The organism is Flavobacterium hibernum (assembly GCF_000832125.1).
GTDB lineage: Bacteria > Bacteroidota > Bacteroidia > Flavobacteriales > Flavobacteriaceae > Flavobacterium > Flavobacterium hibernum.
This window is the reverse complement of the sequence record NZ_JPRK01000011.1, coordinates 231,422-255,325: the sequence shown is the minus strand read 5'-3', so window position 1 is coordinate 255,325 and position 23,904 is coordinate 231,422. Positions and strand designations below refer to the sequence as shown.

The 23,904-nt window shown below is 33.2% G+C and carries 21 protein-coding genes; 8 read left to right on the top strand and 13 right to left on the bottom strand.

From position 1 onward, the window contains the following. Positions 1-107: 107 nt before the first annotated feature. Positions 108-2,378 (top strand): cation:proton antiporter, encoded by a 2,271-nt coding sequence (locus tag IW18_RS13945; protein WP_041518491.1) that lies wholly within the window; start codon positions 108-110, stop codon positions 2,376-2,378. 315 nt (positions 2,379-2,693) lie between these two features. Here the strand turns inward: IW18_RS13945 and IW18_RS13940 are convergent, their stop codons facing one another. From IW18_RS13940 to pyrH, 3 genes are all read right to left on the bottom strand, one after another. Then, a complete protein-coding gene (locus tag IW18_RS13940; RefSeq protein WP_041518490.1) occupies positions 2,694-5,189 on the bottom strand; it encodes a DUF5686 family protein in 2,496 nt (831 codons plus the stop codon). A gap of 120 nt (positions 5,190-5,309) precedes the next feature. Then, complete coding sequence (frr, locus tag IW18_RS13935) at positions 5,310-5,873, bottom strand: ribosome recycling factor (RefSeq protein WP_041518489.1); 564 nt, start codon at positions 5,871-5,873, stop codon at positions 5,310-5,312. Between the two features lie 150 nt (positions 5,874-6,023). Further along, positions 6,024-6,731, bottom strand: a complete 708-nt coding sequence (pyrH, locus tag IW18_RS13930; protein WP_041518488.1) for a UMP kinase — start codon at positions 6,729-6,731, stop codon at positions 6,024-6,026. A 192-nt stretch (positions 6,732-6,923) separates the two neighbouring features. On the opposite strand from pyrH, the gene IW18_RS13925 reads away from it, so the two are divergent. Next, positions 6,924-7,541, top strand: a complete 618-nt coding sequence (locus tag IW18_RS13925; RefSeq protein WP_041518487.1) for a thioredoxin family protein — start codon at positions 6,924-6,926, stop codon at positions 7,539-7,541. Between the two features lie 348 nt (positions 7,542-7,889). Here the strand turns inward: IW18_RS13925 and truB are convergent, their stop codons facing one another. The 4 genes from truB to IW18_RS13905 all read right to left on the bottom strand — a co-directional run bounded on the left by truB (position 7,890) and on the right by IW18_RS13905 (position 10,705). Next, a complete protein-coding gene (truB, locus tag IW18_RS13920) occupies positions 7,890-8,585 on the bottom strand; it encodes a tRNA pseudouridine(55) synthase TruB (RefSeq protein WP_041518486.1) in 696 nt (231 codons plus the stop codon). After that, positions 8,585-9,382 carry an undecaprenyl-diphosphate phosphatase gene (locus IW18_RS13915; RefSeq protein WP_041518485.1) on the bottom strand — a complete coding sequence of 266 codons (798 nt, stop codon included), beginning with the start codon at positions 9,380-9,382 and terminating at the stop codon, positions 8,585-8,587. The genes truB and IW18_RS13915 overlap by 1 nt, the downstream gene beginning before the upstream one ends. Positions 9,383-9,489: 107 nt before the next feature. Continuing rightward, positions 9,490-9,744 (bottom strand): DUF3098 domain-containing protein, encoded by a 255-nt coding sequence (locus IW18_RS13910; RefSeq protein WP_041518484.1) that lies wholly within the window; start codon positions 9,742-9,744, stop codon positions 9,490-9,492. A gap of 85 nt (positions 9,745-9,829) precedes the next feature. Next, a complete protein-coding gene (locus tag IW18_RS13905) occupies positions 9,830-10,705 on the bottom strand; it encodes a cell division protein FtsX (protein ID WP_041518483.1) in 876 nt (291 codons plus the stop codon). 162 nt (positions 10,706-10,867) lie between these two features. On the opposite strand from IW18_RS13905, the gene IW18_RS13900 reads away from it, so the two are divergent. Both IW18_RS13900 and IW18_RS13895 read left to right on the top strand, forming a co-directional pair. Next, entirely contained in the window at positions 10,868-13,939 is a 3,072-nt protein-coding gene (locus IW18_RS13900; RefSeq protein ID WP_041518482.1) for a leucine--tRNA ligase, read from the top strand. A 373-nt stretch (positions 13,940-14,312) separates the two neighbouring features. Further along, complete coding sequence (locus IW18_RS13895; protein WP_041518481.1) at positions 14,313-15,002, top strand: zinc metallopeptidase; 690 nt, start codon at positions 14,313-14,315, stop codon at positions 15,000-15,002. Between the two features lie 83 nt (positions 15,003-15,085). Here the strand turns inward: IW18_RS13895 and IW18_RS23110 are convergent, their stop codons facing one another. The 4 genes from IW18_RS23110 to IW18_RS13880 form a co-directional block, all read right to left on the bottom strand. Further along, positions 15,086-15,358, bottom strand: a complete 273-nt coding sequence (locus IW18_RS23110) for a hypothetical protein (protein WP_123902548.1) — start codon at positions 15,356-15,358, stop codon at positions 15,086-15,088. 45 nt (positions 15,359-15,403) lie between these two features. Then, complete coding sequence (locus tag IW18_RS13890; RefSeq protein ID WP_041518480.1) at positions 15,404-15,874, bottom strand: Lrp/AsnC family transcriptional regulator; 471 nt, start codon at positions 15,872-15,874, stop codon at positions 15,404-15,406. 269 nt (positions 15,875-16,143) lie between these two features. Then, complete coding sequence (locus tag IW18_RS13885; protein ID WP_041518659.1) at positions 16,144-16,893, bottom strand: uroporphyrinogen-III synthase; 750 nt, start codon at positions 16,891-16,893, stop codon at positions 16,144-16,146. Positions 16,894-16,907: 14 nt separating this feature from the next. Then, complete coding sequence (locus tag IW18_RS13880) at positions 16,908-17,576, bottom strand: DUF4271 domain-containing protein (RefSeq protein ID WP_041518479.1); 669 nt, start codon at positions 17,574-17,576, stop codon at positions 16,908-16,910. Positions 17,577-17,681: 105 nt separating this feature from the next. On the opposite strand from IW18_RS13880, the gene IW18_RS13875 reads away from it, so the two are divergent. From IW18_RS13875 to IW18_RS13865, 3 genes are read left to right on the top strand one after another with little or no spacing between them, the layout of a single operon-like run. Further along, the gene (locus tag IW18_RS13875) at positions 17,682-18,407 is read left to right on the top strand and encodes a polyprenol monophosphomannose synthase (protein ID WP_041518478.1); all 726 of its coding nucleotides are present in this window, start codon (positions 17,682-17,684) and stop codon (positions 18,405-18,407) included. Positions 18,408-18,421: 14 nt separating this feature from the next. Further along, entirely contained in the window at positions 18,422-19,762 is a 1,341-nt protein-coding gene (locus IW18_RS13870) for a dihydroorotase (protein WP_041518477.1), read from the top strand. Positions 19,763-19,771: 9 nt separating this feature from the next. Beyond that, a complete protein-coding gene (locus IW18_RS13865; protein ID WP_041518476.1) occupies positions 19,772-20,242 on the top strand; it encodes a DUF4296 domain-containing protein in 471 nt (156 codons plus the stop codon). Positions 20,243-20,244: 2 nt separating this feature from the next. On the opposite strand, the gene IW18_RS13860 is transcribed toward IW18_RS13865, so the two are convergent. Next, positions 20,245-21,246: an NAD-dependent epimerase/dehydratase family protein gene (locus IW18_RS13860; protein WP_041518475.1), complete on the bottom strand. Its 1,002-nt coding sequence runs from the start codon at positions 21,244-21,246 to the stop codon at positions 20,245-20,247. A 174-nt stretch (positions 21,247-21,420) separates the two neighbouring features. On the opposite strand from IW18_RS13860, the gene tyrS reads away from it, so the two are divergent. Then, a complete protein-coding gene (gene tyrS, locus IW18_RS13855) occupies positions 21,421-22,716 on the top strand; it encodes a tyrosine--tRNA ligase (RefSeq protein ID WP_041518474.1) in 1,296 nt (431 codons plus the stop codon). 72 nt (positions 22,717-22,788) lie between these two features. Here the strand turns inward: tyrS and IW18_RS13850 are convergent, their stop codons facing one another. Then, positions 22,789-23,769, bottom strand: a complete 981-nt coding sequence (locus tag IW18_RS13850; RefSeq protein WP_041518473.1) for a LuxE/PaaK family acyltransferase — start codon at positions 23,767-23,769, stop codon at positions 22,789-22,791. Between the last annotated feature and the right edge of the window lie 135 nt (positions 23,770-23,904).

The following is a 23,904-nucleotide window of genomic DNA, read 5'->3' as shown; positions in this document are numbered from 1 at the left end:
ACAAAGTTTTTCCGACTTATTACATACATTAAAAATTAGATGTAAATTTACGCTTTCACTTCGTTTTCAGTTCTGATATTTGCAGCAATAAATCAAAAAAATGAGTTATGAATAACATTAAAAACTCCTTATTTTATGTTACTGTTATTGGCGGTTTTACTGCTTTAATATATTGGGTAATCTCAAAAGGTGCATCACTCGAAGTGGGTCGGGGAATTATTAAGAAAAAAATTGAAAGCAATCATTGGAATGATTTTCTTCATTCGATGGTCGAAAATCTACAACATCCCTTAGCTATTTTACTAGCGCAAATCGTTACTATTATTTTAGTGGCTCGTTTGTTTGGATGGGTTTTTAGAAAAATTGGACAGCCTTCTGTAATTGGAGAAATGATTGCAGGTATTGTTTTAGGGCCATCTTTGGTCGGAATGTATTTTCCTGAATTCTCAGCCGCATTGTTTCCAAAAGAATCTTTAGGAAATCTTCAATTCCTAAGTCAAATTGGTTTAATCCTTTTCATGTTCGTTATTGGTATGGAATTGGATTTGAAAGTATTAAAAAATAAAGCGCATGATGCTGTTGTTATCAGTCATGCAAGTATCGTTATCCCTTTTGCCCTGGGTCTATCATTAGCTTATTTTATCTACCATACTTTTGCGCCTGTTGGTGTAGAATTCGCATCTTTTGGTTTATTCATGGGAATTGCGATGAGTATAACAGCTTTCCCAGTTCTGGCCAGAATTGTTCAGGAACGAGGCATGCAAAAAACAAAACTTGGAACTATTGCCATTACTTGTGCTGCTGCGGATGATATTACAGCTTGGTGTATTTTGGCAGTTGTAATTGCTATTGTAAAAGCAGGTTCGTTTACGAGTTCATTGTACGTGATTGGTTTGGCTATTTTGTACGTAATAGTGATGTTAAAAATAGTTCGTCCGTTCTTAAAACGTGTGGGTGATTTAAATTCAACTCGCGAAAGTTTGAACAAACCTGTTGTTGCTATTTTCTTTTTAACGCTTTTGTTTTCTGCATACGCATCTGAATTAATTGGAATCCATGCTTTATTTGGAGCGTTTTTAGCGGGAGCAATTATGCCGGAAAACAATAAATTTAGAAATATATTTATCGAAAAAGTAGAAGATGTTGCCATTATTGTATTATTACCATTGTTCTTTGTTTTTACCGGTTTACGTACACAAATTGGGTTACTAAACGATCCTTATTTATGGAAAGTTACTGCTGTAATTATTGCTGTTGCTGTTGCAGGTAAATTTTTAGGAAGTGCGTTTGCAGCAAAATTTGTTGGACAAAGCTGGAAAGATAGTTTGGCAATTGGAGCTTTAATGAATACTCGTGGTTTAATGGAGTTGGTAGTTCTAAATATTGGTTACGACTTAGGAGTTTTATCAACAGAAATTTTTACTATGATGGTAATTATGGCGTTAGTAACTACTTTTATGACTGGGCCGGCACTAGATTTTATTGGATTTATTTTTAAAGATAAAGCAACCGTAGTTCCGCAGGAAATTGGAAATAAAAGCAAATACAAAATTTTACTTTCGTTTGCGACTCCGGAAAGAGGAAAGAAATTGTTGAAAATCGCAAATAGCTTAGTGAAGAAGCAAGGCGATAATTCGATTGTAACAGCAATGCATTTGTCGTTAAGTACCGAGATACATTCGTTTGATGTAAAAGATCATGAACGCAAAATGTTGGTGCCTGTTATCGAAGAGTCAGAGCGATTGAGCCAAAATATGGTGAGTGTTTTTAAAGTCACAAACGATATTGATACTGATATTATTGATACAGCAAATCAAGGTGATTATGACTTATTGTTAGTTGGATTAGGGCAATCTATTTTTGAGGGAACTTTACTTGGAAAGATTCTTGGTTTTACCACAAGAATTGTGAATCCGGATCGTTTGATCGATAAATTTACAGGAAAAGAAGGTTTGTTTGAAAACTCTCCTTTTGACGAAAGAACGCGTCATATTATTGCAAAAAGTAAAATGCCGGTGGGAATTTTTATTGATAAAGATTTAGAAGAAGTCAATCAGGTTTTCATTCCGATTTTTAGTAAAGAAGACGCTTTCTTGATTGAATATGCTAAAAAGTTAATCAATAATAATGGATCGCAAATTACGGTTCTTGATGCAAGTGGAGAAGTAAAAAGTACACGCGATATTCAGGAAACTATTCGCTCAATCGAGCAAATAGCACCAAATCATATTATGATTATGCACGACAGAATCATAAAGAAAGAGTTTTTAGAAAATCAGAATATGATGATTATTAGTTTGGACAGTTGGAAAAAACTAATAGAATCTCAAAGTACATGGTTGAATAATACACCGTCTGTTTTGATTTTGAAACCATAAAAGGAAAATAAATTTTAATATTTTTAAATTCCAAATTCCAATTTTATTGATTGGGGTTTGGGATTTTTTTTTGAGGATTTTGGAGATTGCGGGATGACACGCGGATGATACGGATTCGCTAATGCGAAAACACGGATTTATACGGATTTTTTTATAGCAGGTTTTGTTAGCGTATGTCAGACTGAGCGAAGTTGAAGTCCCACAAGAAACTCCTCAGAGAATATCGCCAATCTTTGTCAAGCTACTTGCATGTCCTTCGACTTCGCTCAGGATGACAAGATTGAAGATAATTAGAGTTTGGAATTTAACTTTAAGTTATAATCCCAAATCCAAAACATAAGAAATCTTAACCGCTATATTATCCTCAAATTTTAATAATTGATTTGGACCATAACGATAGAATCCGCCAAGACCGAAGCCTTTGTAAATTTTGTTTAGTTCAATTCCGGATTCAAAGAAACCTTTGTCAAGAGTTTTGTATTCTGGACCAACATGCTGCTCAGGATTTTCCATATTTCCCCAAGCCATTCTTGTAACCAGAACTAGAGAAGGACGAACTTTTTTAAGTATTCTAATACGGTCAAAGCCGTGCTTAATTTGAAAGAAGATATATTGGCTCGAGAAAAACTCGTTAAAAAACATCGTTTCAAAACTGTTTCTTCCTGCAAAAGTAATACGTTGAATTATGGTTTCTTTGGTTAAGTTGTTAGGCATCGTATTGTATAAATGCGTAAGCGGAACATCGCCCATTGCATAACCTCCTTGTAAAAGTAAACTTGTTTTTTGACCGTTTAAATAGTTCTTTTCATATTCTGTTTTAAAATCAATTTTTCCAAAAGTGAAATCATTTTCTAAAACATTCGGTAGAGATTGTGTGTACTGAAAAGTAAATCTAGGAAACCTTTTATCAGATTCAGTTCTTCCTGTAGGCGTTTGCATGAAATCGCTAAAAGGAGCCCAAACAATCGAAACCATTGCGGTGGTCATGATGTAATTAGAATACAGTTTTCCGTTGTAATTAAAGAGATAATCAAATTCTGGTTGCACATATGTTCGTGCGAGTTCTAAAACAGCCTCGGTCTTAGGAACAATTTTAGATTGAACATTTGCTCGCCAGCCCGTATATTTATAAAAAGTACTAATGTTGATTGGGCGTGGATCATAAATCTTAAAAACACGTTTGTCGACCGCAAAAAAGGTACTCGCAATCTCGCGAACATCATCAGTATAATATCCGTTTACCCACGTATTAGTATTTTTGTCCAATAAAACACCCGTTCCCAGACTGTATTTGAATTCTCCGTCTTTTGTTCCGTAAGCAGAATATCCTTCAATCCTGAAATTCTTAGAAAAACGATCATTAGTAATTCCGCCAAGACCAAGTCTAAAACCTTCATAATTGTTAAAACTGATAATCTTTTTCAAATCCAGGTCAACCGGACCAATAGGGACGTAACCATTGATAATTTTTCGCCCAAGACCCAAACGGTTTTCAATTCTTTTCTTGATCGAAATGCTATCCAGTAATTGGTACGTTTTTTGGCTTTTTAGGTCAAGACTTTCTTTTCTGTACTCATTCCAGAAAGCTTCAGGTTTTTTGCTGGCATCGTCTTTAATTTCGATATAAAGAGCTGGATTTTTTATAGGCTCATTTGTATTGTAATGAATATCGAAATTATTACTCTCAGAAAGTAAATAAGTAAAATCTGAAGCCGATTTTTTTCTCGGTTCAAAATTGTCTTCAACATCTCCATCAAATTGTATCGTTCCGCCTAAAATCTTAATATCATCGTCGTTTTTTCCTTTTACGATTTTAAATGTTGTGTTACTCTGAAACCATAATTTCTCGCTTGGAACATATTCAAATTCATGAATTCCACTAATGTCCAAAACACCTTTTATACGCATAACGGCTTTAGCAACCGCAAAATTTTCCTGATCAATATACAAAACGCCCTCAAGTCCGGATGATTTTCTTTTTTGTTTATTTTTAAAGTAAATCATATAAGTATCACGGCCTTTTATGTTTACAGTGTCTAAAAGTTTGTAATTGTAACTTGATGGAGCGCCATTCGAAATTGGGTTTTCGTATTTGGTTTCGAATAACTCGTATTTGACACCATAAATAGAAATCGACTGAAGATTAAACGCAATGACTTCGTAGATGGGTTGTTTAAAACCAGCCATTTTAGTACCTAGAATAGTTTCTTTTAATTTATGGTTTCCAAACTGATATTGCGAAATTTTTTCGGTCTGAAATAAATGTTGCTTGCTTATTATTTCTTTGAATTTATAATCTGAAGAATCGATGTTGATTCGTTTTTTATCAAAATCTTTGTATGCTGCAGATGAATCAATTCTTCCGTCAATAGAGTCCGGATTGGCAGTAACAATTAATTTATTGTAGCTTTTGTATTGAAAACTGCTTAGTTTTTTTTGCGGATTGTTTTTGTCTTTATTCGCAATTACTTTTTTAATAATCGTTAAAGCAGGGTTTTCATTAGAAATAATAACCTCTTTTAAGTCATCTGTTTTTTGTGAAAGCGATATTGAATAGAATTTTTTTTGATCAAGAATTTCAATTGTTCTCGATTGAAAACCAATATAAGAAACCAAAAAATGATTTGCTTTTACAAGATAGTTTAGTGTAAATTTTCCGTCAACATCAGTAATTGTATTATGATTGTCAGAAGTGGTAATAGTGGCAAAAGGAAGCGGTTTATTGTTTGAATCGGTTACAATTCCGTTTATTTGAAATTGCGCTTGGATTGTAAGCGTGAAAAACAAAGTCAACAGACAGAATAGCTTCATAGAGAGAATTATAATTTCAAAAACGTAAACAAAATGATTTTGGTATGCAAAAATAAGAATAAAAAAATCCGTCTAGTACAATTTAACTAAACGGATTTTTTATTTTGTGTCGAATTAGAACTACACCTTCATGATTTCAGCTTCTTTCGCAGCCAATAATTCATCGATTTTTTTGATGTAAGTATTTGTTAAGTTTTGAACTTGTTCTTCTGCAGATTTACAAATATCTTCAGAAGTTCCTTCTTTTTCTAATTTTTTAATATCACTATTAGCGTCTTTACGTACGTTACGAACACCAATTTTAGCATCTTCAGCTTCAGATTTTGCTTGCTTTGCCAATTCTCTACGACGATCTTCTGTCAAAGGCGGAACACTAATGATAATTACATCACCATTATTCATTGGGTTAAAGCCAATATTGGCAACCATAATTGCTTTTTCGATTACTTGTAGCATATTTTTTTCAAAAGGCTGCAAAGTGATCGTTCTTGCGTCCGGAACACTAATTTTTGCCACTTGCGAAAGTGGTGTTGCTGATCCGTAGTAATCTACAAAAACACTTCCTAGCATTGCAGGAGAAGCTTTCCCTGCACGAATGTTTAGGAATTCTTTCTCTAAATGCGCAATCGAACCATTCATTGATTCTTCTGTACTATCTAATATAAAGTCTATTTCTTCCGTCATTTTTTTTAGATTTTTTGTCCAATCCCAAAAACTTCGGGATGGGATAGATGATTAATTTTTTGATTTTCAAGAAAAAATTAACTTCTCTAATTTACTAACTAATATGGTTTCTTATTTTTTTTTGAATCTTACTTTTGATAATGAAACAATTTAGATGCTTACTACTGTTCCGATATTTTCGCCTTCGCAGATTTTTAATAAATTTCCAATTTTGTTCATATCAAAAACAAGGATTGGTAATTTGTTTTCCTGACTTAAAGTAAAAGCAGTTGTGTCCATTACATTTAATCCTTTTTTGATTACATCGTCAAACGAAATAAAATCAAATTTTACAGCCGAAGCATTTTTTTCAGGATCAGAATCATAAACACCATCAACACGAGTTCCTTTTAGGATAACATCAGCATTGATTTCAATTCCTCTTAAAACTGCTGCAGTATCAGTTGTAAAGTATGGATTTCCTGTACCGGCACCAAAAATTACAATTCTTCCTTTTTCAAGATGACGATCTGCTCTTCTTTTAATGTATGGTTCTGCAATAGATTCCATTTTTAAAGCAGTTTGCAAACGAGTCTTCATTCCTTTGTCTTCAAGAGCGCCTTGTAATGCCATACCGTTAATTACAGTTGCTAGCATTCCCATATAATCGCCTTGTACTCTATCCATACCTGCGCTTGCACCAGCAACGCCTCTAAAAATATTTCCTCCTCCAATAACAATAGCAATTTCTACTCCTTTGCTGTGAATTTGCTTAATTTCTTCAGCATATTCAGCTAATCTTTTAGGGTCAATTCCGTATTGTAAATCACCCATTAATGCCTCGCCGCTAAGTTTTAGAAGAATTCTTTTATATTTCATGTGTGTGTTGCGTTAATTTGTGCAAATATAGACATATTCTGATTTTTAAAAATAATGTTTGCAAAAAAATAATTGCTCTTTGTGAATTTAAATTTATAAAGACTTTTACGACTTATTTGAATTGAATATGATAAAAGTCATCTAAGCAACTTTTAAAATTTGTAAATTTATCATATTCAAAACGAAACAAGTATGAAAAGCACTGTAGCAAAAGCATTATTTCACAGTTATTCCTATGCCGAATATCGAAAATTAGTGACCGATTTATTGTTAGAAGGAAAGTCAACCGGTAATGAGCAATCTGAAAGTTTGACAAATTATTCGCGTTTAAACGAAGCCCGAATGAATCGACTTGAAAAAACCATCAAAATTTCTGAAGATGTAATTTCAAAACTACAAAACTTAGACAATCATTATTTTTGGTTGGTACTTTCTGAAGGCTGGTGTGGCGATGCAGCTCAAATACTTCCTATACTTAATAAAATGGCGGCAGAGTCAGATAAAAAGATCGATCTTCGAATTGTTCTAAGAGATCAAAACGAGGAATTAATGAATCAATATTTGACAAATGGAGGAAGAGCTATTCCAAAAGTAATTGTAGTTTGTAAAGAGGCTGGGATTGTTCGTGCAGATTGGGGGCCAAGACCAAAAGGAGCGACGGAGTTAATGGCAAATTACAAACGAGATTTTGGTGTAATTGATGATAAGATCAAGACTGATTTACAATTATGGTATTTGGCTGATAAAGGAATTTCGGTTCAGCAAGAATTAGTAGAGATTATGGAGAATATAAAGTATAACAGGCTTTGATTGTTAGGGAGTGTTTAGAACGTTTTATTGTTGTTAAACTGTTGATAATAAATATCATACTGTTTTAAAGAGGGTTATTTTTTTTGTATATTAGTGGTGTAATCCCACTTCTATTATTTACTTTTTGATTTGCTCTTTTTATTGGTGTTTATTTATTGTTTAACAATTAAAAAATACACTATTATGAAAAAGTTGTTCGAAAGGTTTTACGATTATTTTTCTAGTTTATTGTTTGGAGGAAAAAATGTATGTAATTATTAACTCTAAAAAAGATAAACTATGAAGTAACACTACTTTTATGTAGAAGTTGGCACATTACTATTTTTATATTGTAATGTGCTTTTTCATTTATTCTAATTTAAGACTTTCTTCAAATAAAGTAATATCAATCGCATTTTTCACATCATAATCGCCAATTTTAGTTCGGCGTAAAGCAGTTAAATGAGATCCCGAATTCATAGCTTTTCCAAAGTCAAAAGCTAAAGAACGTATATAAGTTCCTTTGCTACAAACTACTCTAAAATCGATTTCGGGTAAAGCAATTCTGGTAATTTCAAATTCGTGAATAGTAGTTTTTCTGCTTGCAATCTCTACAGTTTCTCCAGCTCGTGCATGTTCGTACAAACGAACTCCGTCTTTTTTAATCGCAGAGAAAATTGGTGGCTTCTGATCGATTTCGCCCAAAAACTGTTTAACAGTTTCATGAATCAAAGCTTCGTCAATATGAGAAGTTGGAAAAGTCTCGTCGATTTCTGTTTCTAAATCATACGATGGAGTAGTGGCTCCAATATAAAAAGTTCCAGTATATTCTTTGGCTTGACCTTGCAGTTCCGAAATTCGTTTCGTGAATTTTCCCGTACAAATCAATAACAATCCTGTGGCCAAAGGATCTAAAGTTCCGGCATGACCAATTTTGAACTTTTTAGGAAGTCCAACTTTGTTTATTAAAAGATATTTTAATTTATTGACAGCTTGAAACGAACTCCATTTTAAAGGTTTGTCAATCAATAAAACTTGTCCGTTTAAATATTCTTCAGGAGTCATTATATAATCGTAAGAGGATGAATTAAAAAGTGAATCAATAATAAAATGATTCCGGCAATGATACGGTAATAACCAAAAACTTTAAAGCCATTTTTAGTCAAGAAACCAATGAAGGTTTTGATGGCTAAAAGCGCTACAATAAAAGCAACTACGTTTCCGATAACTAATAAGTTAACTTGATCGTGAGATAATTCGAAACCAGCTTTATAGTAATCGTAGCATTTTTTTGCAGTTGCGCCTAACATGGTTGGAACTGCTAAAAAGAATGAAAATTCGGCCGCAGTTGTTCTGCTCAGCTTTTGAGACATTCCACCTACAATACTGGCTCCGCTTCGTGAAACTCCTGGGATCATTGCAAGACACTGAAATAATCCAATTTTAAAAGCTTGCAAATAGGTGATTTCTTGAGCTGATTCGGCAATGTTTGGTGTGTTAAACCATTCGTCAACTTTTAATAAAATTATTCCACCAATTAAAAGTGAAACAGCAACTGTAACCGGATTTTCTAATAAGCCATCAATAAAATCACTTAATAATAGTCCCAAAACGACTGCCGGAATAAAAGCAACTAAAAGTTTAAAGTAAAAGTCAAGCGTTTGAAAAAAACGTTTGAAATATAAAACTACTACAGATAATATTGCACCAAGCTGGATAACAATTGTAAAAAGTTTGGTGAAATCATCATGAGCAATTCCAAAAAAAGAAGAGGCAATAATCATGTGGCCAGTTGAAGAAACAGGTAAAAATTCTGTGATTCCTTCAATTATGGCAAGAACGATAGCTTGTATTGTGTTCATTTAATTTTGATTGTTAGATTATTTAGGCTTCCTAGATGTCAGACTTTTTTAAAAAGATTAATCTAATAACCTAAAGATCTAAATTGTCTAAGCAGTCTAAAGAAAATCTATTTAGATTTTTTGAAGATTGAATAAATCGTGATTCCAAAACCAATTAAAACGGTTGTTGGCGCTAAACGAATACGTCTGAAGCTAAAAACATCTTCATTAAAAACGTTTGGATCGTTACTTCCTCCGCCAGACATTAAGATAAAACCTAGTGCAATAACACCAATTCCGATAAGAAGAATTTTATAATTAATTCCATCAAAAAGAAATTCTTGTTTTTGCGTTTGTTGCTCTTCGATATTGTTATTTTTCATTTTATTTCTTTTGTTGTTGTTCCTCTAAATTAGGTCAAAGGATATTTGTTTTTACAATAAACTAAAAACTGAGACTGAATACTTTTTAGTAAAGATCGTCTGTTCTTAGGTTTAAGAAACGTTGTGTTGCAAAGTGAGTACTTACCCAAGTAATTAATACGCCTAAACCAAAAACAGCAAGTAATACTAATCCAATTAAGGCTTTGTCTTCTAGAATTCCTAATCCAGGAAAATTGGTTTCTACATAAAATAAAAGACCAATCAAGGCTACAATAGCCAATCCTGCACCCAACATTCCTAATTTTACACTACGCATTACAAACGGTTTACGAATAAATGATTTTGTTGCCCCAACCATTTGCATCGTTTTAATGATAAAACGGTTTGAGTGTATGGATAAACGTAATGAACTATTGATTAATAAAACGGCAATTACAGCAAGAAAACCGCTAATAATCAAAATCCACATGCTTACTTTTTTTATGTTATCATTTACTAAATTAACCAATTGTTTGTCGTAAACAATATCTTCAATCATAGTGTTTTGACGCAAGCTACTTTCGATTTTAGTAATACTGTCTCTTTCAACGTAGTCTGCTTTTAAGTGAATATCGTATGAGTTCAATAACGGATTTTCTCCTAAAAAGGTCAAAAAGTCTTCTCCAATAATATCGGTATGTTCTTTTGCTGCTTTTTCTTTCGAAACGTAAGCATAAGATTTTGCAAAAGGAGCCCTTTTCAATTCAGTGTTAAATGCTTTTATTACACTATCATTAGCTTCGTTTTTAAAGAAAACCGTCATTGCGATTTTTTCTTTAAAATCATTAGCTAGTTTTTTAGAATTGATAATGAATAATCCCAGTACTCCCAAAAGGAATAAAACCAAGAATACACTTAATACAACTGAAAAATAAGAGGAAATTAACCTGCGCTTTTGAAATTTATCAAAGTTAGAACTCATAGTTTGCTTAAATTATGTGGTAAAAATAATAAAGAATTTCTTTATTTGAAGTTAATAACGACCAAAGTTTTAACTTTCGTACAATAAATGTAAATTTGCGGTCTTAATTAAGTGCCAAAACCTTAGAGCCTTTGTCACTTTGCAACTTTGAACCTTTTTATAATGAAATACAATCCAAACGAAATCGAAGAAAAATGGCAAAAATATTGGGCTAAAAACCAAACTTTTGCTGCAAGTAATAATTCTGATAAACCTAAGCATTATGTTTTAGATATGTTTCCTTATCCGTCAGGAGCGGGATTACACGTTGGGCATCCGCTGGGTTACATAGCGTCAGATGTATACTCTCGTTTTAAGAGACATCAAGGTTTCAATGTTTTACATCCAATGGGTTATGATAGTTTTGGATTGCCTGCAGAACAATATGCTATTCAAACAGGACAACGTCCTGAAGATACTACACGTGTAAATATTGATGGAGGAGTAGATAAAGAAGGGAAGCAAATTGCCGGTTATAGAAAACAATTAGATAAAATTGGATTTTCATTTGATTGGAGTCGTGAAGTACGAACTTCAAATCCTGATTATTACAAACATACACAATGGATTTTTATTCAATTATTTAATTCATGGTATTGCAAAAAACAAGGAAAAGCATTTGATGTTTCAGAGCTTGTAACTGTTTTTGAGGAAAGTGGGAATGCTTTAGTAGAAGCTGTGTGCGATGATAATGTTGCTATTTTTACTGCTTCCGAATGGAATTCTTATTCTGAAGATCAAAAAGAAAAAATCCTTTTGCAATATAGAATGACTTATTTGGCTGAAACAGAAGTAAACTGGTGTCCTGGTTTAGGAACGGTTTTGGCAAATGACGAAATCGTAAACGGAGTTTCTGAGCGTGGAGGATATCCCGTAATTCGTAAAAAAATGACACAATGGAGTATGCGAATTTCTGCTTATGCAGAGCGTTTGCTTCAAGGGTTAAATGATATCGATTGGAGTGAATCAATAAAAGAAAGTCAACGTAACTGGATTGGAAAATCTGTAGGTGCGATGGTGTCGTTTCATGTAAAAAATCACGATGAGGTTATAGATGTATTCACTACAAGACCTGATACTATTTTTGGAGTGACTTTTATGACTTTGGCTCCAGAACATCCTCTAGTTTCTAAAATAGTTACTGAAGAGCAAAGAGGAGAAATCGAAGCTTATATCGAGAAAACAGCAAAACGTTCAGAGCGTGAGCGTATGGCCGATGTAAAAACTATTTCAGGTGTATTTACCGGAGCTTATGCTGAACACCCTTTTACAAAAGAAGCCATTCCGGTTTGGATTGGAGATTATGTTTTGGCAGGTTATGGAACTGGTGCTGTAATGGCGGTTCCTTGTGGAGACGAGAGAGATTATGCTTTTGCTAATTTCTTTAAAGGTAATCCCGAGGCTTCGGGAGGAATGCCTCCAATCAAGAACATTTTTGCAAATGTTGATATTTCTGAAGCAGCTTACGGTTCTAAAGACAATGTCGAAATCGCTAATTCTGATTTCTTAAACGGATTAAATTATAAAGAAGCTACTCAGGCTGCAATTACAGCTTTAGAAAAAATAAATCAAGGAACAGGAAAAACAAATTACCGTTTACGTGATGCTGTTTTCTCTCGTCAACGTTATTGGGGAGAGCCTTTTCCGGTTTATTATGTAAACGGATTGCCAAAAATGATTGATGCGCAGCATTTGCCAATCATTTTGCCAGAAGTAGAAAAATATTTACCAACCGAAGATGGTTTGCCTCCATTAGGAAATGCAACTGTTTGGGCTTGGGATACATCAAATAATAAAGTTGTCAATACTGATTTAGTAGACAATGCAACAATTTTTCCACTTGAATTGAATACAATGCCAGGTTGGGCTGGAAGTTCATGGTATTGGATGCGTTATATGGATGCGCACAACGAAACCGAATTTGCAAGCAAAGAAGCGTTGAAGTATTGGGAAAGTGTCGATTTGTATATTGGAGGAAGCGAGCACGCAACCGGACATTTATTGTATTCTCGTTTTTGGAATAAATTTTTAAAAGACAAAGGTTTTGCTCCAACCGAAGAACCATTCAAAAAACTGATTAATCAGGGAATGATTTTAGGTACAACTGCTTATGTTTACAGGCTCGGTCGTCATCTTTTTGGGAGAATTGGAGAAAACAAGGGAGAAATAAGTAATATACCAGAGGTTTTTATTTCAAAAAATAAGAAAGAGTTGCTAGAAAAAGAAGACTCTGTTCTTAGTGAAACTGACTTAATCTTAAAGCGTAATTTGGTTAAAGAAATTGAAGAAAAGGGAAATTATTTGACATCTTTATTGAGTGAAGAACTTAAGAAATCAGCATCTGTTAAAATATCTAAATCTGGTTCAGCTATTCCTATTCGCGTCGACGTTTCAATGGTTAATTCCTCTGATGAGTTGAATGTTGAGAGATTTAAATCTTGGAGAAAAGATTATATTGATGCTGAGCTTATTTTAGAGGAAAACGGAAAATACATTGTAGGGCGTGAAGTCGAAAAAATGTCGAAATCATACTATAATGTAGTAACTCCAGATGATATTTGTAATGAATATGGTGCTGATACTTTGCGTTTGTATGAAATGTTTTTAGGGCCACTAGAACAAGCTAAACCGTGGAATACTGCTGGGATTTCGGGAGTTTTTGGTTTCCTGAAAAAATTATGGAGATTGTATTTTGATGATAACGGTTTAATTGTAAACAACAACGAACCAACAAAAGACAACTTGAAATCATTGCATAAAACCATCAAAAAAGTAGCAGAAGATATTGAGAGTTTCTCTTTTAATACATCGGTTTCTCAGTTTATGATTTGTGTAAATGAATTGTCTTCTCAAAACTGTCATTCTCGTGCAATTTTAGAGCCGTTGGCAATTTTAGTTTCACCTTACGCACCACATATTGCTGAAGAATTATGGTTGCAATTAGGAAATACAACTTCAATTTCTGAAGTTCCTTTCCCTGTTTTTGAAGCTAAACATTTGGTAGAGACAAATAAAGAATATCCAGTTTCTTTTAACGGAAAAATGCGTTTCACGATCGAGTTGCCTTTGGAATTAACCAAGGAACAAATCGAAGAAATTATTATGAAAGATGAAAGAACTTTGAAGCAATTAGATGGTAAAACGCCAAATAAAGTAATTATTGTTCCTGGAAAAATTATCAATTTGGTTGGATAATCAAATAAATTCTAATATAAAAATTCCAAATTCCAACTTTTGTTGGGGTTTGGGATTTTTTTTATACTTTTTTTTTGAGGTTAATTTGTTGTTTCAAGGAACGAGAAATCACACTTGTAATTCAGTAAAGATTGATGAAAATCTATGTGAAATTCTGTGTGTGATTTCGCGTTCCTCTAAATGATAAGGTTGAAGGAAAGGCTTTTTGGTCTCGAGTTTTTGCGAGTATAAAACTTCTGTACTTTGCATTTTTTTTTAGCTTCTTTTTAATGTTAGATTGTCTTGTAAAGTGACAAAATGACATTTTTTTAGTTTGGTTCAGAAATTGCGATTTGTTTTGTAACTTTAAAAATCAATCAAAAAAATAAAAGATATGGGAAGTGGATATATAATTATTGCGGGATTAATCATGCTGTTTAGCTGGATGGTTAGTGCTAAACTGAAAAGTAAATTTGAATTATACTCAAAGCTGCAACTGAGAAACGGAATGAGTGGTGCTGAAATTGCAGAAAAAATGCTAGCCGATAACGGAATTACAGATGTTCGTGTTATTTCGACTCCGGGCCGATTAACAGATCATTATAATCCGGAAGATAAAACGGTTAATTTAAGCGAAGCTGTTTATAATCATCGTAATGCAGCAGCTGCGGCTGTGGCGGCACATGAGTGTGGTCATGCTGTACAGCATGCGCTTGGGTACGAGTGGTTAATCATGCGTTCTAAGTTAGTGCCAATTGTAAGCGTTGCGTCAAATTTCATGCAATGGATTTTGTTGGCAGGAATCTTAATGATTCAGGTTTTTCCTCAATTGTTATTAATTGGGATAATACTTTTTGCGGTTACAACTTTATTTTCGATTGTAACTTTGCCTGTAGAGTATGATGCAAGTAACAGAGCTTTGGCTTGGTTAGAAAATAAACACATGCTAACACAGCAAGAACAAGCGGGCGCTAAAGATGCCTTAAAATGGGCAGCAAGAACTTATCTTGTAGCTGCTCTTGGATCAATAGCAACGTTGTTATACTATATCTCGATTTATTCAGGAAGTAATAGGAGGGATTAATTTAATGAGATAATTTAGTCAATGAGATAATTTGCTAAACCCGACTGGTTTTTAAAACCTGTCGGGTTTGTTGTTTTTAGGGTTTATACGTTTAATTTTAAAAGAAAGAAAAATAAAATCCATATTCCTGTCAAGATGTAGATAGAGTTTAGGTATTGTCGGTCTTCTGATTTGTATAATTTGTAAAAAAGAATTATCAAATAAATAAGGCTTATCGGAATGGAGAGAAATAACAAAGCGCCACCCATACCTGGTGTACACGGACCTCCAGGGTCTAATTTGGTACAAATGAAGACTGTTGCGAAATAAGCAACAAAAAACACTAAAGTTTTAATTTCGGTTCTAATATTTGTCATAGTGTTTTAAAATTGTCTAATTTTCTATTTGCCACATTTTCTAATTTATAGTTGAATCTGTCTGTCAATTTGTTGATCTAATGAAATGAAAGTTTCAGTTCTTGAAACACCTTCAATAGCTTGAATTTTGGTATTTAAAAGCTGCATTAAGTGTTCGTTATCACGACAGATGATTTTTATTAAAACAGACCAGTTTCCTGTGGTATAATGACATTCCAGAACTTCAGGTATTTTCTTTAAATCTTTTACAGCTTCAGAGTTTCTTGAAGCTTTATCAAGGTAAACGCCAATGAATGCCATTGTGTTATATCCTAAAACTTTTGGGTTTACGGTAAATTTAGAACCGGATATTACGCCAGATTGTTCTAGTTTCTTTAAGCGTTGATGTATTGCAGCTCCAGAAATGCCTATTTTATTTGCGATTTGTAAAATAGGTTTTCGAGCATCATCCATTAAATAGCGTAAGATTTCTTTGTCGATACCGTCAATTTCAATAATTAGGGAGTTAATTTTCATTTGGGTTGTGATTTGAAACTAATTTTAGTTAATTGGGTTTTAGTTAGAAATCAAATGTAATGAAAATGCTGTGAAAATAAAATTACAATTCTTGAAATTCCAAATTCCAATAATTGAGTGATAATTGGAGTTTTGTAGTGTTTTAGTTTGTAGTTCACGGTTTCAACCGTGAGAGAAAAATGTTGATGTGAATACTTTAAAAATAAAAAATCCAAATCTCAACAATAAAGCTGAAATTTGGAATTTTAAAAATTGAATATTTTGAAGGATTATTTTCCTTTGTTTGCTTCTGCGATATATTTTTCTAAAGCCATTGTCATCGAAGGAGTTTCAGGAGTTGGAGCAAGAATATCGATTCTTAAACCATGATCAAGAGCTTCTTTTTGAGTAGTGCTTCCAAAAACAGCAATTCTGGTATCGTTTTGTTTGAAATCAGGGAAGTTTTTAAACAACGATTTGATTCCGGTTGGACTGAAAAAAGCTAAAACATCATAATAAACATCAGCAAGATCAGATAAGTCACTCATTACGGTTTTGTAAAAAACAGCTTGAGCCCAGTCTACTTTTAGATTGTTTAAAGTGATAGGTGCATCTGCATTTAATTGATCAGATGCTGGTAGTAAGAATTTTTCGTCCTTATATTTTTTGATAAGCGGAGATAAATCTGCAAAATCTTTTGCTCCCACATAAATCTTACGCTTTCTGTATACTACATATTTTTGTAGGTAAAACGCAACTGCTTCAGATTGACAAAAATATTTCAATCCTTCAGGAACTTTATAACGCATTTCATCAGCTACTCTAAAAAAGTGATCTACCGCATTACGGCTCGTCAAAATTATGGCAGTATAGTGATTAAGATCGATTTTTTGTAATCGAATCTCTTTTGCATTAACCCCTTCCACATGAATAAATGGTCTGAAATCAATTTTTATTTTGTGTTTTTGTTGGAGCTCAAAGTAAGGAGAATTTTCCACTTTAGGTTCAGGCTGTGACACCAAAATTGTTTTCACTTTCATATTATAAACATTTACTAAGCCGCCTCTTTTGTAATCCAATAATACATGAAATAATAAGGGGCTATTTCAAGAGCGCAAAGATATAAAATAAAATAAAATAACTTACTGATTATTGCATTTTGATACGTTTTTATTGAAATATAATATGAGTAGAGGCTAATACACAGCGAAATACCTATGATTGCTAGCGGTATAATTTTCGGAATATTGTCATAATAAAACAAAACTGCATTAATAGGAAGGATTAAAACGCCAATATAAGTTCTGTAAGTTACTTTTTGTAAGTTAAAAAGGTCTGCAAATTCATCAATATTAAAAGAAGTTGCTACAATTTTTTCAATTAAAAACTTTCCTAGAATAAAGTATAGCAAAAATGTAGCGATCTGAATAAAGAGAACCCAGTCTGTTTTTGAGGCGTATCCAAAAATATGCATAGTCAATTGAATGAAGAATGCATAAGAAACAATTTGGACAAAGAATAAACCAACAGTAAAACTACTTTTAAGATGGTTGTTATCTCTATAAATTTTAGCGTATTTGTCTGAGAAAATTAGTTTGCTGAATTCGCTAAATCTAGTTTCATAAGCTGATTTTGTCATAGCAACAACAGCAAAGGTAACTACGAATAAAAGCGTAGCCCAGTCTTTGTTTTCCAGAATTCGGGGATGAAGTTGTTCAATCATAGCGATGCAAAATTAGTAATTTTTTGTCTCAATACTTTTATTATATATTTATTATGAATCAAATGCTATAAAAAGTTTACTTTTGCGATGAAATTACTCAGAAAAATGAATGATTGTATTGTCATAATCCCCACTTATAACGAAATTGAAAATATTGAAAGTATAGTTAGAGCTGTACTTTCGCAACATAAACCTTTTCATCTTTTAATAATTGATGATAATTCGCCGGATTTTACCGCTAATAAAGTGGTTGCATTGCAGGAAGAATTTCCAGACAGGTTATTTTTAGAAAAAAGAGCCAAAAAATCTGGATTAGGTACTGCTTATGTTCACGGTTTTAAATGGGCTTTGGAACGTAAATATGATTTCATTTTTGAAATGGATGCCGATTTTTCACATAACCCCAACGATCTTGAAAAACTATTTGATGCTTGCCATTTTGGTGGAGCAGATTTAGCTATTGGATCACGTTATGTTACTGGTGTAAATGTTGTAAACTGGCCGTTAAGTCGTGTTTTGATGTCTTATTTTGCATCAGTTTATGTAAAGTTTATTACCGGAATGAAAATTCATGATGCAACTGCAGGTTTTGTTTGTTATAAAAGAGAGGTTTTAGAAAAAATCAATCTAAACAAAATTAAATTTGTTGGTTATGCTTTCCAAATCGAAATGAAGTACAGGACTTATTGTGCCAAATTTGAAATTAAAGAGGTTCCTATTATCTTTACAGATAGAACAAAAGGAGTTTCAAAAATGAGTAATGCTATTATCAAAGAAGCTATTCTTGGTGTAATTTCATTAAGATTAAAAAAATTATTCAATACCTTATAATACCACACATGGCGATGAACAGGATTTTAATAAAGAATGCTAAAATAGTAAACGAAGGATCTATTTTTGAAGGAGATGTCTTAATTGAAAACGACTTAATTGTTGAAGTGGCAGACAGTATAAGTTTGAAATCATCTGATTGTAAGGTGATTGATGCAGAAGGGAGTTATTTAATTCCGGGTGCAATTGATGATCAGGTGCATTTTAGAGAACCTGGTTTAACACACAAAGGCGATATTGAGTCAGAATCAAGAGCTGCGGTTGCTGGAGGAATTACTTCATTTATCGAACAGCCTAATACAGTTCCAAATGCTGTAACTCAGGAAATATTAGAAGATAAATATCAAATAGCTGCCGTAAAATCATTTGCGAATTATTCGTTTATGATGGGAGCGACCAATGATAATCTTGAAGAAGTTCTAAAAACAAACCCTAAGAATGTTGCAGGAATTAAAATTTTTCTTGGTTCATCAACCGGAAATATGTTGGTTGATAACGAAGCTACTTTAGAAAAAATATTCTCAAGTACGCCAATGTTAATTGCGGTTCATTGTGAAGATGAAACTACGATTCAGGAAAATCTTGCTAAGTTTAAAGAAGAGTATGGAGATGATATTCCGGTAACGGCGCATCATTTAATTCGTAGTGAGGAGGCGTGTTATTTATCGTCTTCAAAAGCAGTTGCTTTAGCGAAAAAAACAGGAGCGCGTTTGCATATTTTTCATCTTTCGACAGCAAAAGAAATGGAATTGTTTACTAATAAAATTCCGTTAGAAGATAAAAAAATCACTGCTGAGGTTTGTGTGCATCATCTTTGGTTTACAGATGAAGATTATAAAAAAAAAGGAAATTTCATTAAATGGAATCCTGCTGTAAAAACAGCAAATGATAGAAAAGCACTTTGGGAAGCTTTGAATGACGGACGTATCGATGTAATTGCTACAGATCACGCTCCTCATACAAAAGAAGAAAAAATGCAATCCTACTTAAAAGCGCCTTCTGGAGGTCCGCTTGTTCAGCATGCAGTTGTTGCAATGTTTGAGGCGCATCATCAAGGGAAGATCTCTGTAGAGAAAATCGTGGAAAAAATGTGTCATAATCCTGCGAAGATTTTTAAAATAGAGAAAAGAGGTTTTATTAAAGAAGGATATTTTGCAGATTTAGTTATCGTGAATCCTAGTTTGCCTTGGAGTGTGAAACCCGAAAATATTTTAGCAAAATGCGGATGGTCTCCTTTTGAGAATTATACTTTTAAATCGAGAATTACACATACTTTTGTAAACGGTGAAATGGTTTACAATAATTTTAAAGTAAAAGATATTCGCGCAGGAAAACGATTATTGTTTGATAGATAAAAAGCTGAAATGAAAAATTGGATAGTTATAGTATTGGTTTTGTTTCTTTCTGTAAGTTGTAAAAAAGAGTTGGTCAAACAACCTGCAAAACTTATTGAGAAAGAGAAAATGATTGATATTATGTATGATCTTTCTCTTTTGGAAGCCATGAAATATCAAAATCCAGCTTCGATAGATTCTAGTGAAACAAATGCAACGAAGTTTATTTTGAAAAAATATAAAGTGGATAGTTTACAGTTTGCGCAAAGTAATATGTATTATGCTGCAGATTATGATAACTATAAAGATATGTTTGATCAAATTGGAAAAAGATTAGCGGTTGAACAGCGTGCAGTCGATTCAATTGTAAAGATTGAAGAGAAAAAAGCTTTAAAATTAAAAGCTAAAGAGAAAAAAGTGGTTAATAAAGATTTTCTTAAGGCCGTTATGAAGCAAGTAAATGTTGATTCAATAAGAAAAATAATACAGTCAAAAAAATAGTTCTATAGTTTTGAAGTATCTTTTATGTACTGATGTACATCTAAAAAAACCGTTCCTAGAGCGGTTTTTATTTTTTCATTAGCATACAAGCTTGTAGAGTAAGAAGCTTTTGCGGTCGCTTTTGTAAAACGCCTTTTTTGAAAGAATAAAGTAGAGAATATTAAATCTGCAATCCAAAGAAAGTTCATGAATAGTGGCTTTGCATGAATGCTTGGTCTTTTTACTTTTAAGGTATCGGCAATTGTATTGAGAAGATCTCTAAAAACAATATTGTCCGCAATTAAAGTAAAGCGTTCGTTTTTGATGTCCCTTTTCATTAATTCAAGCATGATTTTTACTACATCATTTACAGTAATAACACCAGTGCTTCCTAAAGTGTAAAAGGGTAATCCGTTGGCGACTTTTCTATACAATTCGTTGCTGCCTTCATCGAAAATTTTTGTTGTAGGAATTGGTCCCAGAATAACACCCGGATTTACAATAATAACATCTAAACCTTCTTGAAGTCCGCGCCAAACTTCCATTTCCGCTCCGTATTTAGAAATAGCATAATCACTGTGCGGTTTTTCGGGATTCCAATCAGTTTCTTCAGTAATAGATACTTCGTGTTGTGCTAAATCTCCCAAAGCCGCGATAGAACTTACATAGCAGAATTTCTTAATGCCTTTTGCAATTGAAAAGTTGACCATATTGGCCGTTCCTTCAATATTTGTCTTTCGAAGCGCCTCTTCATCTTTGGGATCAAATGAAATTAATGCGGCGCAATGATATACATAATCAACGTTGATAAAAGCAGTTTCGAGAGAAGGAACATCCAAAATATCGGCTTCAAGCCAATTGATTTTGTCGAACAAATCAGCTTTTTTATACAATTCAAAAACCGATTTTGTTTTTTGGATATTAGTTTGATTTCGGTAAATAGCCCGAACATTTTGTTCATTTTCAATTAAATGAAGCAATAAATGCGCGCCAACTAAACCTGTGCCTCCAGTTACTAATACCATTTTGTAAATATACCGATTTTGGTTTAAAGGTGCAAAAAGACAAAGGTTCAAAGTTGCAAAGGTTTTTTGGGAAAAGTTCAAAGTGGCAGAGGTTCAGAGTTTTTGTTTTGTTATTGCCATTGCTTTTTGATATTGCCATTGTCATTGATTATATTTGCACAAAATATTTTAAAAATGAAGAATCTAGTTGAAGAATTAAAGTGGCGCGGTTTGTACCATGATAGCATGCCAGGAACGGAAGAACAATTGCTAAAAGAGGTAACTGCGGCATATATAGGTTTTGATCCAACGGCAGATTCGCTGCATATTGGCAGCATGGTTCAGATTATTTTATTGGTTCATTTAAATAGAACTGGTCATAAAGCAATTGCTTTAGTAGGTGGTGCAACCGGAATGATTGGTGACCCATCTGGAAAATCTGACGAAAGAAATTTGTTGAACGAAGAAACTTTGGCTAAAAACGTTGCCGGAATCAAAAGTGTTCTGTCTCGTTTCCTAGACTTTAATTCAAAAGAAGCAAATGCTCCAGTTATGGTAAATAACTATGATTGGATGAAAGAATTCTCGTTTATTGATTTTGCGCGTGAAGTTGGAAAACGTATCACGGTAAATTATATGATGGCGAAAGATTCTGTAAAAAAGAGAATTAATGGTGAAGGTGAAGGAATGTCTTTTACGGAGTTTACATACCAATTAATTCAAGGATACGATTTTTATCATTTATATAAAAACAATAACTGCCTTTTGCAAATGGGGGGTTCTGACCAATGGGGAAATATTACCACGGGTACAGAATTAGTTCGTAGAATGGGTGGTGAGAATGCTAAAGCGTATGCTTTAACAACTCCTTTGATTACAAAAGCAGATGGTTCTAAATTTGGAAAATCTGAAGGTGGAAATGTTTGGTTGGATGCTGATAAAACATCTGTATATAAATTTTACCAATTTTGGGTAAATGCAACTGATGTTGATGCTGAAAAATATATTAAAATCTTTACTTTTTTAGATAGAGAAACAATTGACGCTTTGATTGAAGAGCATAAAGCTGCTCCACATTTGAGAGTTTTACAGAAAAAATTAGCCGAAGAAATTACCATTTTTGTACATTCTGAAGAAGAATTAGAAAAAGCAATTCAGGCTTCGAATATTTTGTTTGGAAATTCTACAGCGGAAGATTTGAAGAAGTTGGATGAAAAAACTTTCTTAGAAGTTTTTGACGGAGTTCCTCAGGCTGAAATTGCAAAAGCAGATTTAGAAAACGGATTGGATATTGTAACTGTTTTAAACGAAAAAACAGGTTTCTTTAAATCTAACGGAGAAGCAAGAAGAGCTTTAACAGCAAATTCAATTTCTGTAAATAGAGAAAAAATAAAAGAAGATTTTGTATTAACAGCAAATGATTTAATTAACGATCAGTTTGTATTGTTGCAAAGTGGAAAGAAGAATTATTTCGTGATAAGAGTGGTTTAAATGTTGAATCGGTTAATTGTTTAATCGGGTTTCAAGCCGATTAAACGATTTTAACAAATAAACGATTAAACATTAAAGAACCATTAGGTTACAACCACGAATATCAGAATTATCAAAACGTCCCAATACCTCGAAAGAGTTGTTGGGATATTTTTTGCCTAAATCTTGCGTCGCAATAAACGAGCATGAATTGATATTGGCCAAATCAATAACGTTGATTCCACCAGTTTTTCCGGCTTTTACATAAGTAAGAGCGTCTTCGGGATCGCGAACCAAGATATTCATCCATGATGGACATTCGAAAATACCTTCGCCTAAAGAATATGCTTGTCCTAAAAGTTCAGTCATTCCATATTCTGAGTGAATTGCAGAAACTCCAAAACCTTTACAAAGCTGTTCGTGTAATTCTTCGCGAATCATTTCTTTGCGTTTTCCTTTCATTCCGCCAGTTTCCATAATAATGGTATTCTGAAGTTGAAATTGGTGTTTTTCTATTAAATCTAGCAAAGCATATGTAACGCCAATTAAAATGACATTTTGACCTGCTTTATCTAATTCGGTAAGTTTTTTAATTAAGTCGTCGTGATTGTGCAAATAAAACCCACTATCAGATTGATTGGATAGTTTTATTAAGTCTTCGACCATGTAAATAAGCGAAGATCCCTCACGTTCGAGATAAGACGGTAAAAGAGCTAAAACAACGTAGTCTTCGATGTTACCATAAAATTGCGAAAATCCGCTGCGGTAACTTTCCTCATACAGGGAAACATCGGTCACTAAATGACGACTTGTAATCATTCCTGTCGTTCCGCTGCTCGTGAAGGTAACTTGTGCCGGATTTGTATTTGAAACAACATTATGACTCTTGAAAAATTGAATTGGCAAGAATGGAATTTGTTCCAAAGATTTTACCTGTTGCGGATTTACTTTCAAGAAGTCGCAGAAGTCGCGATATACTTGATTATTCTCGTGCTGAAAGCGAAACACTTTTAGTGCTATTTTTTCAAATTGTTTCTGACTCGAAATGGTAAATATATCGTTGGCTGTAATCAAAACTTTTTTTGTGTAAAGGTAAGTATAATTGTAAAAAGTTTTCAGTCTCAGTCTCAGTTTTCAGTTGCAAAGTAAACTGTGACTGAAAATTGAGACTGAAAACTAAAAAAGCTCCCGGAAAGGAGCTTTTTTTTT

Excerpts from the sequence above, each read along its gene's own strand:
- IW18_RS13945 (WP_041518491.1), top strand. The coding sequence starts at position 108 with ATGAATAACATTAAAAACTCCTTATTTTATGTTACTGTTATTGGCGGT.
- IW18_RS13940 (WP_041518490.1), bottom strand. The coding sequence starts at position 5,189 with ATGAAGCTATTCTGTCTGTTGACTTTGTTTTTCACGCTTACAATCCAA.
- frr (WP_041518489.1), bottom strand. The coding sequence starts at position 5,873 with ATGACGGAAGAAATAGACTTTATATTAGATAGTACAGAAGAATCAATG.
- pyrH (WP_041518488.1), bottom strand. The coding sequence starts at position 6,731 with ATGAAATATAAAAGAATTCTTCTAAAACTTAGCGGCGAGGCATTAATG.
- IW18_RS13925 (WP_041518487.1), top strand. The coding sequence starts at position 6,924 with ATGAAAAGCACTGTAGCAAAAGCATTATTTCACAGTTATTCCTATGCC.
- truB (WP_041518486.1), bottom strand. The coding sequence starts at position 8,585 with ATGACTCCTGAAGAATATTTAAACGGACAAGTTTTATTGATTGACAAA.
- IW18_RS13915 (WP_041518485.1), bottom strand. The coding sequence starts at position 9,382 with ATGAACACAATACAAGCTATCGTTCTTGCCATAATTGAAGGAATCACA.
- IW18_RS13910 (WP_041518484.1), bottom strand. The coding sequence starts at position 9,744 with ATGAAAAATAACAATATCGAAGAGCAACAAACGCAAAAACAAGAATTT.
- IW18_RS13905 (WP_041518483.1), bottom strand. The coding sequence starts at position 10,705 with ATGAGTTCTAACTTTGATAAATTTCAAAAGCGCAGGTTAATTTCCTCT.
- IW18_RS13900 (WP_041518482.1), top strand. The coding sequence starts at position 10,868 with ATGAAATACAATCCAAACGAAATCGAAGAAAAATGGCAAAAATATTGG.
- IW18_RS13895 (WP_041518481.1), top strand. The coding sequence starts at position 14,313 with ATGGGAAGTGGATATATAATTATTGCGGGATTAATCATGCTGTTTAGC.
- IW18_RS23110 (WP_123902548.1), bottom strand. The coding sequence starts at position 15,358 with ATGACAAATATTAGAACCGAAATTAAAACTTTAGTGTTTTTTGTTGCT.
- IW18_RS13890 (WP_041518480.1), bottom strand. The coding sequence starts at position 15,874 with ATGAAAATTAACTCCCTAATTATTGAAATTGACGGTATCGACAAAGAA.
- IW18_RS13885 (WP_041518659.1), bottom strand. The coding sequence starts at position 16,893 with ATGAAAGTGAAAACAATTTTGGTGTCACAGCCTGAACCTAAAGTGGAA.
- IW18_RS13880 (WP_041518479.1), bottom strand. The coding sequence starts at position 17,576 with ATGATTGAACAACTTCATCCCCGAATTCTGGAAAACAAAGACTGGGCT.
- IW18_RS13875 (WP_041518478.1), top strand. The coding sequence starts at position 17,682 with ATGAATGATTGTATTGTCATAATCCCCACTTATAACGAAATTGAAAAT.
- IW18_RS13870 (WP_041518477.1), top strand. The coding sequence starts at position 18,422 with ATGAACAGGATTTTAATAAAGAATGCTAAAATAGTAAACGAAGGATCT.
- IW18_RS13865 (WP_041518476.1), top strand. The coding sequence starts at position 19,772 with ATGAAAAATTGGATAGTTATAGTATTGGTTTTGTTTCTTTCTGTAAGT.
- IW18_RS13860 (WP_041518475.1), bottom strand. The coding sequence starts at position 21,246 with ATGGTATTAGTAACTGGAGGCACAGGTTTAGTTGGCGCGCATTTATTG.
- tyrS (WP_041518474.1), top strand. The coding sequence starts at position 21,421 with ATGAAGAATCTAGTTGAAGAATTAAAGTGGCGCGGTTTGTACCATGAT.